The following is a 14,225-nucleotide window of genomic DNA, read 5'->3' on the forward strand; positions in this document are numbered from 1 at the left end:
TCCGACACTTTTGACCGTCGACGGTTCAGGCCCTGGTCACGGCGGCGGGCCGCGTTCCGTCCGCGGTGGATCGCCACAGCGGACGTGCACTGGCGGCGACGATCCGTACCGCCGTGACCGGTGGCCGTGGCCGCCAGGCCGGGACGGCGGGAGCCTCGAAGAACTCGGCCCAGATCCAGAGCGTGACGATCACCATCGCGCCGAGATGCCACCGGCCGGCCAGCAGCGGCAGCAGCATCAGCGCCCAACAGGAGCCGACGCACCACAGGGCGTGCGTGCCACCCAGCCGCAGGGCGTCACGGTCCGCGGGCCGACCGAAGGCCGCGATCGCAGGGTGTGCCTGGCGTCGGTTGAGGCAGCGTTGCCGCCATGGCGAAAGCTCCCAGACCGCCACCACGAACAGCCCGACCGCGAGCGGGATGGCGCCGCTCCGCGAGATCTCCCGCAGCGCCGTCGCCAGAGCGAACAGAACCAGCCCACCCACCGACCAGACGGCCGCGTAGGCCGCGAGGAGCGATGTCAGGGTCCTCCTTCGCCGCGCTGGCAGGCTACGCACATAGCCGTGCCGCAGGGCCGGTACCAGCAGCGGGGCCATCATCGCCGGCAGCATGAACGGCCAGGTGGTCAGGAACATGCGCGCGGATCCGCTCGGGGAGTCCATCGAGTCCATGTGCGCCGTCCCGCCCTGGGCCGCCCGCGGATCGTGCGCACCGTCCATGGCGGGCATGGCGGGCATCGCCATCCCGTGTTCCATGTGTTCCATGTGATCCATGCGCATCACGGAGCCGGAATGGTGACCCGAACCGGACCCGATCGCGTGGACGGCCAGCAGAGCCGCCCACGCGATCGCCGTGACGACCAACATCGGTGTTCGGCAACGACGACGGTTGTGGGCCTCGGGAGAACGGGCCCGGCCAGCGCGGATCGCCGAACGTCCGACACCGGCCGCCGCGACGGCCGGGGCCGGATCAGAGGCCGTCGCGGAAGACACTGATCCGGCCGATGCTCAGGTTGGCATCGTCGGCGATCGGGCTGATCGGCACTATGCGCACCGGCAGGCTGTCGACGTCGAACGAATGGTCGAGATGCAGCTGGTCGACGAGGTCCGTGATCTCGAGGACGAAGGTGAGGCCCTGACCGGCATGGTCGCCGTCGGGCGTGCTGGCCTTGCGCAGACCGAACGGTGAGACGCTGCCGGCGAGCCGGTCGGGACGCGCCACCGGGTCCTCGTCGTCCGGCACGCCGACGTAGACGTCGAACGCGGATGTGTCCGATCGTCCGCGCACGTTCTCAAGGTTCAGGAACACGCGGTCCGGGGTCGCCGGCGTCCTGGGGGACGGGTGATCGTCCGGGGTCGGGGGTTCACCGGAGAGGCTCGCGGTGACCTTGCGCCGCATACCGGAGTCGAGGTGCACGTGGCTGCGTACGTCGCCGCCCCGGACCAGCACCGCATCGGTGGTGGCGCCGACCAGTTCGACACGGGTCTCCTCGGGCACGGGCTGCGTTCCTTTCACGGGAACGGGGGCGGAAATCCCGAGTCGGACCAGCCGCTGCGCCGGTTCGGCGGGAGGTGAGGCGATGAGTGCCGGCGCCAGATCCGAGTACTGGTAGCCGAGCGTCTGGATGCTGACCAGCTGGGCGGGGGTGAAGGTCCACGTGGTGCCGTCGTGCCACGGCATCGCGAAGGGCCGCTGGCCGTTGGCGGCAGGGCCACTGAGCCAGCGGGAGCTGGTGGGATTGAGATGGGTCGGCGACGACCGGTTCCACGATTCCCAGAGCCGGTCGATGTTCGCGTGGTGCAGCCAGAAGATCGGGTCGAGCCCGGCGCTGTCGGGTACCGCCATGGCCCCCGGCTGGTTTCCGCTGCGCCCGCCCACCAGGGTGTGCACCATGTTGTGGGGCTGGTTCTCAAGCCGGCCGTAAATCGACCCGGAGTGGGAGAATCCGGTGTCCACACCGCCGAAACCGGGGCTGCCGCCGCTGGTCACGCCGGTGAAGACCGGTTCGTTCATGGCATTCAGGTCCACCCGGTTCAGGGGCACGGATACCTGACCGTTGCCGGTGGGGCCGTACCGGGCCTGCACGAACAGCGGGTTGGCGCCTCCGTCCGGCCAGGTGGTCTGTGCGAACGCGGGTGGGATCGCGTTCTCGCCCGGCTTGAAGTAGTTCCAGTACGGCAACGCCCAGTTGGCCGGGCCGCCGAGGCTGACCACCGCGGCCCGGATGTTGTCCTCGAAAGCGTACAGATACCCCCGGTGCCACGGCAGAAAGTACCAGCTGGCGTGCTGGCACTGAGCCCAGAACCGCCCGCGCAGTGCGCTGCTCGGCAACTGCTCGGTCGGGCTGAGATAGCCGAGCTGCTGCCACAGCTGTGAGTTGAAGCCGTGGATGCCGGCGTAGAACCGCCAGCTGGTGGGATTGGTGATGGGGCGCGCCCGCAACGCGGCGACACCACGGGCGTACCAGAGGATCGGATCGGCCCAGGTACTGCCGAGCTCCCACACGTTGGACCGGATGTTTGCCATGGCTCCCCCTTGATCGACCCTGGCGTTCGACGACGTGTGGTCACGCGACTTGCTTTCCGCCGACATACCGATGCGTGTCCGGCTACATCATTATCGGATCGGTGGAAACTCGGCAATACTCGCCACGCCGGCCGGGTAAAATTTGCTTACCAGCCAGAATCCGGTTCCGGATGGTTGGTGCGACTCCGTGTGGGGGCGGTGGAACTCGTCGACTTCCGCCGCGCCGTCGACACCGCCGTTGACCGCGCGCGGGATCGAGGTGCTCCGGCTGGTGGCCAAGGGTCGGACGGTGCAGAACCACGTCCACAGCATTCTCGGGTCCACAGCATTCTCGGAGGCCACGCCCGCGCAATCGCGTCGAGCTGACCCGATTCGCCGTCCGGGAGGGCCACGATGACGTGTCGTGGTCGTGGGTCCGCCGGTCAGCACGCGTCGCCGGAGGACCGAGCACGTTGTTCGATGTCGTGCACAAGGGTGTGCAGGCGCCGGTCATGCGCGGTCCGGTGGTCTATGACGAGGTTGGCGATGCCGCGCAGCAGGGCGTAGGGCCGCCACCTGGCGGGGGCGATGCTGAGGGGCGCGCGCCGGGTGATGGCGTCGACGAGCAGGTCAGCGGCCTGCCCGGCGGTGAGGCGAGAGCGCATCGGCCGAGGGAGCATCTGGTGGAGACGACGGCCCAGCGGGTCGTCGTCGAGGGTACGACGGGTCAGCGGGGTGTCCACGACACCGAAACAGGCGAGGCCGGCGGTGGCCCCGTGCGGGGCCAGTTCCGCGCGCAGGGTTCGGCCGAGCTGTTCCACCGCGGCTTTCGTCATCATGTAGGCGGCTCCACCCACACCGGGTGTGAAGGCGGCGACGGAGGAAACGACGACGACGTGTCCGCGCCGGGCGATCACCTGTTCCAGCGTGGCCCGGACGGTGTTGAACGTTCCGGTCAGGTTCACGGCGACCACGCGGTCGAACTCGGCGGGGTCAGTGGTGCGCACCGTGGCGACCGGTGGCCCGACACCCGCGTTCGCGACCACCACGTCCAGCTGACCGAAACGCGCCATGACGGTGGCGACCGCGTCGGCGATGGCGGCACGATCCCGGACATCCACCGGCAGGAACAGCGCCCGGGAGGAGCCAAGGTCGGCGGCGAGCCGTTCACCGGCCGGCACATCGACGTCGAACAGGGCGACTCGTGCTCCGCGGCCGTGCAGCCGACGGGCCAGCGCCGCGCCGATTCCGCTCGCGGCGCCGGTGATCAGCACGACTTTGGTGGCCACGTCGTAGACCACGGTTCTCCTCGCGATGCGCGGACGGGCGGCGGATAGCGGGCGGGTGTCTCGGCCACCGTCCATGAGAGTTCGAGCCGCCAGACCTTGACCGAATCTCTGATCCTGTCAGGTGAGGAGCGTGGGCATGGCCCGTTACCAGGCGCGCGAGCGCGTCCCGACGGCGCCCCCCGAGGTGCGGCGTGCCAGTTGATCACGGCCGTCCGTTGGCCCTGGTGACCGGGGCCAACCGGGGGATCGGGCTGGAGGTGGTGCGTCAACTCGTCGAGCGTGGCTGCGATGTGCTGGCGGGAGCACGCGATCCGGCGGCGGGGCGGCGCGCGGCGACCGAGATCGATCCGGGCGGCTCGCGGGTGAGCGCCTGCCCACTCGACATCGCCGATCCGGCGAGCATCGCGGCGGCCGCGGCCGAGCTGACCGAGCGGTACGGACGGCTTGACATTCTGGTCAACAACGCCGCTATCTCCTACGACCCGAGTGCACGGGCCATCACCGTCGACCTTGACGGTGTGCACACCGCGCTGGAGACAAACCTGTTCGGTGCCTGGCGGCTCACCCAGGCGCTGCTTCCGCTGCTGCGCCGCAGCCCGCATCCGCGGATCGTCAACGTCAGCAGCGAAGGCGGCTCGATCAGTCAGCTCACCGGCGGAACGCCGGCCTATTCGGTGTCGAAGGCGGCGCTGAACGCGCTCACCCGGTTGCTCGCCGGTGAGCTGCGCGAGGACCGTTTCCTGGTGAACGCCATCTGCCCCGGCTGGACCGCCACCGACATGGGCGGCGGCGGTGGACGGCCCGTCGCGGCCGGCGCGGCCAGCGTCGTATGGGCGGCGCTGCTACCCGATGACGGCCCGACCGGCGGCTTCTTCCGCGACGGCCGCCCGTTGCCCTGGTGATCTCCGCACCGGGCGGCTGATGTCAGGCGTGGGCGCGCAGGGCGCGGGCGTACCACTCCCACACGTCGATGATGTCGTCGGGAGCCTGACTCGGCTCCCAGCCGTTGACAATGCCGACAAGAGTCCAGTAGCGACCGATGCGGCGGTCGGTGAAGGCCTCGATGCGGTCGGCGACCCGGTTGCGGTCCTCCGCCGGGGTGGGGCCCAGTGCCTCCAGCCGTTCGACGATGGCTCGGGCCTGCGCGCTGGCGGGGTCGGCGCCGGCCCGGGCGGCTGGGCCGGCGAGTGTGCCGACCGCCTTGCCGACCTCGAACTGCGCCACGTCCGGCTGCGGCCCCTCGGCGCGGGCCCGCTGGGCCATCCGGCGGCTGGTGGCGATGAAGTCGGGGTCGCGCAGCAGTTCGGCAACCTCCACCCAGGCCGCGATCTGCTCCGGGGTCGGATCGTCGGGCAGGTCGGGTGCGCCCATGCTCAGCCGGTCGGCCACCGTGTCGGGGTCGTCGCCGAAGACGGCGTCCAGATAGTCGTCGACGATCCGGCGACGCTGCTCGGCTGTCAGCGTGGTCAGGTCGGTCATCCGTTCCAGCTCCTCGGGGTCGGTGGATCCGACGAAGGCGCGCAGCACCGCGCGCTGCAACCGCAGCAGGCGGATCTGGGCGTCCAGGGCTTGCGCGTGCCGCGCCGCGATGTCCTGTAGGGACGCCTCGGCGCCGAGCACCCGCCTGATGTCGTCCAGGCCGACCCCGAGCTCACGCAGGGTACGGACCAGACGTGCCCGGGCCACGGCATCCGGCCCGTACAGCCGGTAGCCCGCCGGCGAGCGCCCCTGCGCGGGCAGCACCCCGGCGTCGGCGTAGAACCGGAGCGTGCGCACCGACAGCCCGGTGCTCGCCGCCAGCTGGCCGATCATCATGAAGCCGATCCTCGGGTCTCCACCGACTGGAGAGTCAACCTTCTCGCCGGCCACCGGCCCCTCGCGGGTCACCCTCCCGGCGTGTGACGGCGCGGGACCGTGCGAGCGTGAGCAGGCCGCGGTCTCCCTGCTCGTAGAGGCGACGCAGGGTCAGCTCGGTGATCAGCCAGCGGCCGTCCGCCGCCGGGACGACGGTGAGCTGGTATCGGCCGGCGATCAGCCAGGTGGGGTCGGCGGAGCCGCTTCGCAGCAGGTGGTACGCGCGGGCCTGCGCCTCCAGCAGCACGGCGCCCCCGCCCGGCTCGGCGGACGCCAGTACCGGGCCGGTGAGGTGCTGGGTCGCGTCGAAGCCGGGGAGCACGCCCTGCCAGCGTCGGACCAGACGATCGGCGTCGAGGGTCTCGACCTGGCCGCCGAACACCGAGGTGTAGTCGACGACCACGGTGTCGGCGAGGGTGGCCCGCGCCCGCGGCCAGTCAAGATCGTCAAAGCTGTGCAGGAGGGCTGTCAGCGTGGCCGTGGGGTCGGTGGTGGGGCTGAGGCGGGGCGGACGGTCGGAATGGGCGCCGCGGGCGGGGTTCGTCATGATTTGGGCTTCCTGGGGTAGCGGTCGCGCCACCGGCTGTGACGAGGATCATGGCGCGGGCGGGTATGGAACGTCCGTCCGCGGTATTGTTACTTGTATGCTGCAAACATCTTCTGAGGTGCGGGTCGAGCAGATCGCTCGGGTCGCGGAGGAGGTCGCTCGGCTCCAGCGGATGCTGGGCCACGCCCGCAGCCAGATCCTCAGCGGGGCCGGTCAGGACGTCGAGTGGGCCGCCCAGATTCTGATCAGCTATCTGGCCGCCGCCGGGCCGATGCGACTGGGGGCGCTCGCGGCGCTCGTGCAGTCCGACTCGTCCACGGTGAGCCGGCAGGTGGCCGCCCTGGTGCGGGATGGCTTCGTCGAGCGGCGGGCCGACCCTGACGATGGCCGGGCCGTGGTGCTGGCGGTCACCGAGGCCGGCGAACAGGCCCACCAGATCCATCGACAGATCCGCAACGAGCGTTACGGCGACATTCTTGCCAGCTGGACCACCGAGGATGTGACGGCCCTGGCCACCCTGCTCCATCGACTGGACAACGCGTTCGAGACCAGACTCAGAGGCGGCGGATGAACACTCAACCGAAGAGCGCGACGGCGACAGCGGCTCCGTCCGGTCCACTGACACATCGGCAGATCATGGCGATCATCACGGCGTTGCTGCTGGGGATGTTCCTCGCCGCACTCGACCAGACCGTCGTGAGCACGGCGATCCGGCGCATCGGGGACGACCTGCATGGCCTGTCGGCACAGGCCTGGGTCACCACCGCCTTCCTGATCACCTCGACGATCACGACGCCGTTGTACGGGAAGCTCTCCGACCTCTACGGTCGCAAACAGCTGTTCATGACGGCCATCTCGATCTTTCTCGTGGGCTCGGTGCTGTGCGGGCTGGCGACCGACATGTACATGCTCGCCGGGTTCCGGGCCGTGCAGGGTCTTGGTGCCGGCGGTCTGTTCTCGCTGGCCATGGCGATCACCGCGGACATCCTGTCGCCGCAGGACCGCCCCCGGTACATGGGGTACTTCATGGCGACGTTCGCCACGTCCAGTGTGCTGGGGCCGGTCGTCGGCGGGTTCCTCTCCGGCCAGGACGCGATTCTGGGCGTCACCGGCTGGCGCTGGATCTTCGTGTTGAACGTTCCGATCGGCATCATCGCGTTGATCGTGGTGAACCGGGTGCTGCGGGCCTCCCCGCGGCGCGCCCAGGTGCGGATCGACACCTGGGGAACGGTCACGATCATTGTCGCCGTCGTGCCGGTGCTGCTGGTGGCCGAACGTGGCCGGGAATGGGGCTGGACCTCTCCCTGGTCGATCGGCTGCTTCGTGCTCGGCCTGTTCGGCGTCGTGGGATTCCTGTTCGCCGAACGGCGAATGGGAGATGATGCGCTCATTCCGCTGCGGCTGTTCCGGAACAACACCTTCTCCGTGGGCTCCGGGATCAGCCTGGTGCTCGGCATCGGGATGTTCGGCGGCCTCGCCGCGATCCCGCTCTACCTGCAGATCGTCAAGGGTGCCTCGCCGACCCGCGCGGGTCTGCTGATGCTGCCGCTCATGCTCGGCATGATGAGCGCGTCCCTGCTCGCCGGTCGCTGGACGTCGCGGACCGGCCGCTACCGGATCTTCCCGATCGTTGGCAGCGCGCTGCTGGTAGCCGCACTGGCCCTGCTCTCCCTGCTCGGCGCGGACACCCCGCTGTGGAAGACCGACCTGTTCATGCTGCTGTTCGGGGTCGGGCTCGGGCTGAACATGCAGACCATCCAGATCGCGATGCAGAACGCGGTGGCACCACAGGACATCGGCGTCGCCACCTCATCGGGTACGTTCTTCCGCCAGATGGGCGGCACCCTGGGGACCGCGGTGTTCCTGTCGATTCTGTTCGGTGGCGCGCCCGGTAAGATCAGCACGGCCTATCAGAGCGCGGCGGGCAGCCCGGACTTCGTCGCCGCGACCGCGGCGCATCCCGACCAGCTGCACCAGATCACCGGCAGCGGTTCACTGGACGACACCGCGTTTCTGACATCCATCGACAGGACCATCGCTCACCCGTTCATGGTCGGCTTCTCCGACGCGATGAGCGTGGTCTTCCTGGTCGGTGCTGCCATTGTCACGATCGCCTTCGTGCTCAGCTTCGTCCTGCGCGAGGTTCCGCTGCGGCGGGTCTCCGGTCTGGAGGCAGCCCGTGCGGAGGCCGCCGCGGCCGCTCCCCGCACCGAAACCGTGGCCGACGTCGCCACCGAGGCCCACGTCTGACCTCGGACGGGCCTGACCTCGGACGGGCCCTGAGGCATCGCCCGGCCGGGCTCTCTGCTCGCCCGGCCGGGCGGTCGGCTGGTCGGCTGGTCGGTCGAGAGGTCAGCGGGAGCCCTGGGTGAGGGCGACCGAGTCGGGCACACGGACGGTCTCGGGCACGGTGAGCGGAAGGACGCCCTGGATCTGCCCGATCACATAGTGGGCCGACATCATGGCGCCTTCCTGCCAGCCGGGCAGCGGGGAGCTCTGGTCGCCGAGGACGTAGAAACGTCCGTCGCCCTCGGGTTGCAGGAGCTGTTTGTAGGCCCGCATGTGATCGGGGTTCGCGGGGTCCCAGTCGGCCCAGCCACCGAGCTGGTACGGCACCTTCTGCCAGGCGACCGTGATGCCCTTCGCGGTGGGAACGACGCCCTCGTCGGCGAACCGCGGGTGCAGCTCCGTCGCACCGGCCCGCGCCTGCACCAGCCGTTCGGACGGGGCCAGGTCGCCGAACTTCGCGGCCACGTCACCGAAGTTGTAGGCGCCGGTGACGGTGCCCGTCGGCGAGAAGTAGTCGTTGCTCGGATACCAGACCTGGGTGATCGGATGGTTCGTCCAGCTGATCCCACCGTAGATCTGATCGGTGTCGTTCTCCCAGAAACGTTCGTCCGCCTGCCAGCCGACCTTGCAGGTGTCCGCGAACTCGACCGCGTTGATCGCCGCGTCGAACTCGGCGGAGAAGTTCGTCGAGACACGCCGTAGCACCGGCAGCGGGATGTTGCTGACGCAGTAGTCGACGGTCAGCGTCCGCGGATCACCGTCATGGCGGTATTCGACGGCGACGCCCCCTGTGTCGAGCAGCCGGATGGCGGTCACCTCGGAGCCCAGTTCGATGATGTCGCCGAACTGTTCCCGGATCTTCCGCTCGAAGGCGGTCACGATGCGGTCCATGCCGCCGACCGGCTGGAACATCGTCGCCTGCCACAGGTAGTCCACCGGCTGGTAGAACCGGTGCCGCCAGAAACCCGACTCCACCAGGTCCGCCAGCGGGATCGGCGGCGCCGGGCGGGGAAAGTCGTGCACGTCGGGATCCTCGGCGTACCCGGAGCGGGTGGAGCCGTCGTAGCTGTGGTCGTCGGCCAGGGAACCGAACACCCGCAACAGGTCCAGCAGCTCCCCGGTGGCGGCGTCCCGTTCCACAAGGGTCCGGGCGAGCATGGCCGCGAGATGCCCACGGGTGTCGTTGGCGACCTGCCGGTTGCGCCACCGGACGACCTGGCCGTCCGCCAGGTGCATGACGTTCGCCGTCGTCTCCATGATGTACGGCTCGAGCTCGACACCGAAGGCCTGACAGTAGTCGAGTGCCCGGCGATGGTGGTGGGGAATGCGACCGGGGCCCAGGTTCAGGTAGAGCCCGTCGTCGAAGGAACACCGGTGGGTGGTGACCGGCGACCCGGTCGGGCCGAGCTCGTGGAGCACATCGCCGTTTCGGGCGGTGCGGTTACGGCCACCCGCGCGTTCCGATGCCTCCAGCACGGTGACGCGGTAGCCCAGCCGGGCGAGTTCGTAGGCCGCGGTGAGCCCGCCGACCCCGGCACCGAGGACAGCGACGGTGGCGCCCGCGCGGGGCGCCGGGGGCGGCTCGAACGAGCCCGTCCAGCCAGTCGCCTCCGGGCCGCCCCGGCCGATCATCGCCTCGCGCAGTGCGTCGGCGGCGTTTCGTGCGGTCATGAGAGCTGTCCTCGGCCTGGGTCGCGCATGGTTACCACCCGTCCTGTCTGGTCATCGCCGCCAGGCGACCACCGCTGGCTGGTGGTGGTCGCCTGTGGCTGGTGGTTGTCGGGTAAGGCTTCTGGGTCGTGCGGGGCGCGCCTCGCACGCCGACCGGCCGGAGCTGGCCGGCGGACGAGGCACCGGTGTCATCCAGGAAATTCGTTACCCGGTGAATTCGAGATCAATAACCTGATAGAAGCCCTTGGCGGTGTCCGCGACCTCCCAGACGCTGAGCAGGACGTGATATCCCTGCCGCCGTGGCAGGGTGAGCTCGTGCCGGGTCGGGTTCTCCGGCAGAAGGTCGTCGGCCGCCCAGTAGGGCTGTCCGTTGAGCTGGACCTGGTGGAACGGCCGCGGCTCGAACTGGGCTCGGCTCAGCGGGGCGGTCGGGTCCCAGTCCTCCCGGGTGATGAAGTAGTTCCACCGCCGCGTCTTGTGCGGCGCGTGGAAGCTCCAGGTGATGGGAAGTTTCTGGCCGGAGGCGACGGGATGCTTCTGCCATTCCGAGCCCGGTCGGTCCAGCTCGGCGGCGTAGTCCAGACCGGCGCTCGCAATCTTCCCGTCGACGGGCGGGACGTCGTTGTAGACGTCGTCCGACGCGTACGGATCGGCCAGCCCGCCCTGCGTCTGCGGGAAGAACTTCCCGGACTCGAGGCCCGCAGACTGCCATTCGGGGAGATATATGTTGGCGCGGGAAGCCGGCTCCGAGATCAGACCGTGTCGCGGTTGTACTCTGCTCTGGGTCATAGCGAAAAGGTAGTTCCACACCTCGCGTTTTGCATTCCCGTGGAGCGGGAAGTCGTCACCTTCCGTAACGACTTTTAAAAAATCTCTCGGCGCACCCGGTGACACCTCGGGCGTCTCCCACCAAAATCCGAAAACGGCACCGAGCGGCATCTTTCAGTCAGTCAGGAGTATCTCGGCCAGTGGAGTCCACTGCACCACAGTCGGAAACGTTCATGGACAGAGCTCTAGCGGGAGCGGGTCAGGGTGCCGGCGGGATTCGATGTTCCGGGGACGTCCGAGGTGTAGCGCAGGGTTCCGTCCGCCTGATGGCGCAGCATGACCGTGCCGCCATGGGCGCACAGTGGTAGGCCCAGCAACGTCGGTTCGCTGGTCCCGCCGCTGCCGGGGACGTCCTGCAGGGTGAGGCTGCCCGCCGCCGCGGTCAGGCGCATGTCGGCCACACAGCGCAGTTCGCTGCCGGTGACGCTGGCCAACGCGTTGGTGGTGACCTCGGAGTGGGCGACCGTCTCGCCGACCCGTCCGGCGCGGACGGTGATGACGACGTTCTGCGGCACGCCGGAGCTGTCGCTGAGCGCCCCCTGCCAGGTGCCGAGATAGGCCTGCGCGACGGCGGCTCCGCCTGTCCCCGCGGTCGCCGCCGGTTCGGAGCCCGCGCCCGGGTCGGTCGAGGAGGCTGGCGGTTGCGCGGAGCCGGCGGGACGGGCGGCATCGGAGGGGGCGGCGGACTGGCCCTGGTCGCCCGCTGCCGGGTCGTCCTTGCCGTCGGAGGGCAACACGAGGAACAGGACCGCCGTCAGGACCACGAGGACGGCGATCACCGCACCGACCAGCGCGACGACGCGTCCGGTCCGGCGGGTGGACGGCTTCGGCGGTGGTGGTGGCGTCGGCGAGTACGGCGGGGGCGGGGGAGCGGGCTGCGCGAACGCAGCAGGACGCGCGGGTGCGCCGGGGTATGAGGACGCGCCGGGCTGCGAGTACGGGCCCGGGTGTGCGGGCGAGCCGACGTGTGCGGGTGAGCTGGGTTGCGAGTACGGGCCTGGGTGTGTGGGTGCGCCGGGGTGCGAGGTCACGCCGGGGTGTGAGGGGGAGCTGGGGAACGGGCGGGCCGGCGGGCCGGGGTGGGCGCGGGTCGGGGCGTCGAGGTCGAGCAGCGCCAGGGCGCTGCGGCTCAGGGCCGTGACCAGCTCCGGCGGTAACCAGCCGGCGGCCACGAGCGCGGCGGCCGCGCCACGGCCGGGGGCGAGGCGGGCCAGCAGCGCGGTCGGGGTCGGCCGCAGCGTGGGATCCTTGCTCAGGCAGGCTGCGATCAGCTCGCGTAGCTCGGCGGGCACCTGGGTCAGATCCGGCTCGTTCGACAGGATGGCGTACATCACCGCCGGCAGACCGGGGCCGCGAAACGGCGGCGCACCGGTGGCGGCGTAGGTCAGGACGATGCCGAGCGCGAAGATGTCGGTGGCCGGGCTGATCTCACCGGTGCCGATCTGCTCGGGTGCCATGTAGGCCGGCGAGCCGACCGCCCCACCACTGTGCGTCAGGACGGTCGCGTCGACGGCCCGGGAGATGCCGAAGTCGATCACCCTGGGGCCGTCCAGGCTCATCAGCACGTTGGACGGTTTCAGATCACGGTGGACGAGGCCCGCGCCGTGCACGGAGATGAGTGCCTCCGCGAGGCCGGCGCCGAGGGCACGCACGGTGTGTACCGGAAGCGGGCCGTGGTCGCGCACCGCGTCCTGCAAGGAGGGCCCCGGGACGAACGCCGTGACCAGCCAGGGCTGCTCGGCCTCCGGGTCGGCGTCGAGTACCGGCGCGGTCCACATCCCGCCCACCCGCCGGGCGGCGTCGACCTCACGCCGGAACCGGTGGCGGAACTGGGACTCCTCGGCGAACTCGGCACGGATCACCTTGATCGCCACTGTGCGCCCGCCGGTGCTGCGGCCGAGGTAGACCCGGCCCATTCCGCCGGCGCCGAGGCGGGCCAGCAGGCGGTAGCTACCGATGCTCTCGGGATCGTCGGGGTGCAGAGCTTCCACTGCCGACGTCCTCCCGCTCCGGGCGACCACCGTGACGGTGCCCAGGTGGTCGCGGTGCCCGGGCTGCCCAGAGAATACGGTGGTCCGGGTGAGGCTGACCCATGGGCGTCGGCCATCCCACCTTCGTGGCGGGTGCGCCGGCCAGGGTCCGGTAAAACCCTTGCGGGAACGAATCCCACGGCCTAGCGTCATGACCGTGCGCCGTCGGATCAACCGATGGCTCCCTGCGGAGGATGCCTCATGACCGCCCCGGGTCATCACCCGGGTCATCGGTAGTCGTCTTTTCTCGATTCGCCATGTGACCGTCCGGTCGCAGGCCGATCGGGTGGTGCGCCGTGTCGCGCCGCCTTCCTCCGGTGACCCGTGGATATCGGACGTCCTGTCATGATCTCCCCATCGGGAACCTGGAGCATCCTGCGTTGAGCACGCACATCTCATTCGGGTCCGCTGCTTCCCCTTCCTCCGTCGAGGCGTCGGCCGTGGATATCACGACCTGGTACGAGAACTTTTTCAGCTACCTTCCCAACGAGTTCTGGCGTCGGGTGGCCACCCCGGAACTGACCGAGGCCGACGTCGCGTTCATCGAGGCCAGGCTTGGTCTGCCCGCGGGAGCTCGGATACTCGACGCCCCCTGCGGCAGCGGACGGCACAGCCTCGCGCTCGCCGCCCGGGGCTTTCGGGTCACCGGTGTCGACCTGTCCGCCGAAGCTCTCGACCATGCCCGTCGCGTCGCGGCGAGCGCCGAGGCCACGGCGAACGGGAATGTCGTGACCTTCGTGCGGGGTGACATGAGGGAACTGGGTGGGCTTGGTGTCTTCGACGCCGCGGTCTGCCTGGGTAACAGTTTCGGCTATTTCGACACCGCCGGTACGCGGGCGTTCGCGCGGGCACTCGCCGCGGCGGTGCGGCCAGGCGGCGGGCTGGTCATCGACGTCGGGGCGGTGGCCGAGTCGATGCTGCCGGGATTCACCGGGGAGTCGCACACGATGACCACCGGCGATATCGAGGTCGAGATGTCGGGCAGCTACGACGTCGCCCGCAGCCGGCAGACCAGCCGGTACCGCTTCGTCCAGGGTTCGCGTGAGCTGCGGGCCACGGCGCTGCACCACGTGCGGACCAGCGGGCACATCGGCGAGCTTCTCGAGGAGGCCGGGTTCACCGACCTCGGCCGGTACGGCGACTCCGACGGCACTCCGTACACGATGGGTTCGGCTCGTCTCCTGGTCACGGCCCGTCGCCGGTAGCCCCACGT

Annotated in this window: 12 protein-coding genes; 4 read left to right on the forward strand and 8 right to left on the reverse strand. The window is 69.9% G+C overall.

What is annotated here, in order from left to right; all coding sequences use genetic code 11:
- Positions 1 to 25 precede the first annotated feature (25 nt).
- The 3 genes from MXD59_RS06980 to MXD59_RS06990 all read right to left on the reverse strand — a co-directional run bounded on the left by MXD59_RS06980 (position 26) and on the right by MXD59_RS06990 (position 3,805).
- Positions 26 to 865 (reverse strand): DUF2182 domain-containing protein, encoded by an 840-nt coding sequence (locus tag MXD59_RS06980; RefSeq protein ID WP_248823958.1) that lies wholly within the window; start codon positions 863 to 865, stop codon positions 26 to 28.
- A gap of 103 nt (positions 866 to 968) precedes the next feature.
- A complete protein-coding gene (locus MXD59_RS06985) occupies positions 969 to 2,525 on the reverse strand; it encodes a tyrosinase family protein (protein WP_248823959.1) in 1,557 nt (518 codons plus the stop codon).
- Between the two features lie 422 nt (positions 2,526 to 2,947).
- Positions 2,948 to 3,805 (reverse strand): short-chain dehydrogenase/reductase, encoded by an 858-nt coding sequence (locus tag MXD59_RS06990; RefSeq protein WP_248823960.1) that lies wholly within the window; start codon positions 3,803 to 3,805, stop codon positions 2,948 to 2,950.
- A 179-nt stretch (positions 3,806 to 3,984) separates the two neighbouring features.
- Between MXD59_RS06990 and MXD59_RS06995 the strand changes: the two genes are divergently transcribed.
- On the forward strand, positions 3,985 to 4,695 hold the full coding sequence (locus tag MXD59_RS06995) for an SDR family oxidoreductase (RefSeq protein WP_248823961.1): 711 nt from the start codon (positions 3,985 to 3,987) through the stop codon (positions 4,693 to 4,695).
- Between the two features lie 22 nt (positions 4,696 to 4,717).
- Here the strand turns inward: MXD59_RS06995 and MXD59_RS07000 are convergent, their stop codons facing one another.
- Both MXD59_RS07000 and MXD59_RS07005 read right to left on the reverse strand, forming a co-directional pair.
- Positions 4,718 to 5,608, reverse strand: coding sequence for a MerR family transcriptional regulator (locus tag MXD59_RS07000; protein WP_248823962.1), 891 nt, complete (start codon positions 5,606 to 5,608; stop codon positions 4,718 to 4,720).
- 34 nt (positions 5,609 to 5,642) lie between these two features.
- Entirely contained in the window at positions 5,643 to 6,194 is a 552-nt protein-coding gene (locus tag MXD59_RS07005; protein WP_248823963.1) for a nuclear transport factor 2 family protein, read from the reverse strand.
- A 118-nt stretch (positions 6,195 to 6,312) separates the two neighbouring features.
- Here MXD59_RS07005 and MXD59_RS07010 point away from each other — a divergent pair, with 118 nt between their 5' ends.
- Together MXD59_RS07010 and MXD59_RS07015 are read left to right on the forward strand one after the other, a co-directional pair.
- The gene (locus tag MXD59_RS07010) at positions 6,313 to 6,765 is read left to right on the forward strand and encodes a MarR family winged helix-turn-helix transcriptional regulator (RefSeq protein WP_248823964.1); all 453 of its coding nucleotides are present in this window, start codon (positions 6,313 to 6,315) and stop codon (positions 6,763 to 6,765) included.
- A complete protein-coding gene (locus tag MXD59_RS07015) occupies positions 6,762 to 8,444 on the forward strand; it encodes an MDR family MFS transporter (protein WP_248813105.1) in 1,683 nt (560 codons plus the stop codon). The genes MXD59_RS07010 and MXD59_RS07015 overlap by 4 nt, the downstream gene beginning before the upstream one ends.
- Positions 8,445 to 8,546: 102 nt before the next feature.
- Here the strand turns inward: MXD59_RS07015 and MXD59_RS07020 are convergent, their stop codons facing one another.
- The 3 genes from MXD59_RS07020 to MXD59_RS07030 form a co-directional block, all read right to left on the reverse strand.
- On the reverse strand, positions 8,547 to 10,154 hold the full coding sequence (locus MXD59_RS07020) for a flavin monoamine oxidase family protein (protein WP_248823965.1): 1,608 nt from the start codon (positions 10,152 to 10,154) through the stop codon (positions 8,547 to 8,549).
- A 204-nt stretch (positions 10,155 to 10,358) separates the two neighbouring features.
- Positions 10,359 to 10,943 carry a lytic polysaccharide monooxygenase auxiliary activity family 9 protein gene (locus tag MXD59_RS07025; RefSeq protein ID WP_248823966.1) on the reverse strand — a complete coding sequence of 195 codons (585 nt, stop codon included), beginning with the start codon at positions 10,941 to 10,943 and terminating at the stop codon, positions 10,359 to 10,361.
- A 224-nt stretch (positions 10,944 to 11,167) separates the two neighbouring features.
- A complete protein-coding gene (locus MXD59_RS07030; RefSeq protein WP_248823967.1) occupies positions 11,168 to 12,973 on the reverse strand; it encodes a serine/threonine-protein kinase in 1,806 nt (601 codons plus the stop codon).
- A 479-nt stretch (positions 12,974 to 13,452) separates the two neighbouring features.
- On the opposite strand from MXD59_RS07030, the gene MXD59_RS07035 reads away from it, so the two are divergent.
- The gene (locus MXD59_RS07035) at positions 13,453 to 14,217 is read left to right on the forward strand and encodes an SAM-dependent methyltransferase (RefSeq protein ID WP_248823968.1); all 765 of its coding nucleotides are present in this window, start codon (positions 13,453 to 13,455) and stop codon (positions 14,215 to 14,217) included.
- The last annotated feature ends 8 nt before the right edge of the window (positions 14,218 to 14,225 follow it).

This window comes from Frankia umida (genome assembly GCF_023242945.1).
GTDB lineage: Bacteria > Actinomycetota > Actinomycetes > Frankiales > Frankiaceae > Frankia > Frankia umida.

Bases quoted from the DNA above. Each gene is read 5' to 3' on its own strand.
- MXD59_RS06980 (WP_248823958.1), bottom strand. From the start codon at position 865: ATGTTGGTCGTCACGGCGATCGCGTGGGCGGCTCTGCTGGCCGTCCAC.
- MXD59_RS06985 (WP_248823959.1), bottom strand. From the start codon at position 2,525: ATGGCAAACATCCGGTCCAACGTGTGGGAGCTCGGCAGTACCTGGGCC.
- MXD59_RS07000 (WP_248823962.1), bottom strand. From the start codon at position 5,608: ATGATGATCGGCCAGCTGGCGGCGAGCACCGGGCTGTCGGTGCGCACG.
- MXD59_RS07005 (WP_248823963.1), bottom strand. From the start codon at position 6,194: ATGACGAACCCCGCCCGCGGCGCCCATTCCGACCGTCCGCCCCGCCTC.
- MXD59_RS07015 (WP_248813105.1), top strand. From the start codon at position 6,762: ATGAACACTCAACCGAAGAGCGCGACGGCGACAGCGGCTCCGTCCGGT.
- MXD59_RS07020 (WP_248823965.1), bottom strand. From the start codon at position 10,154: ATGACCGCACGAAACGCCGCCGACGCACTGCGCGAGGCGATGATCGGC.
- MXD59_RS07025 (WP_248823966.1), bottom strand. From the start codon at position 10,943: ATGACCCAGAGCAGAGTACAACCGCGACACGGTCTGATCTCGGAGCCG.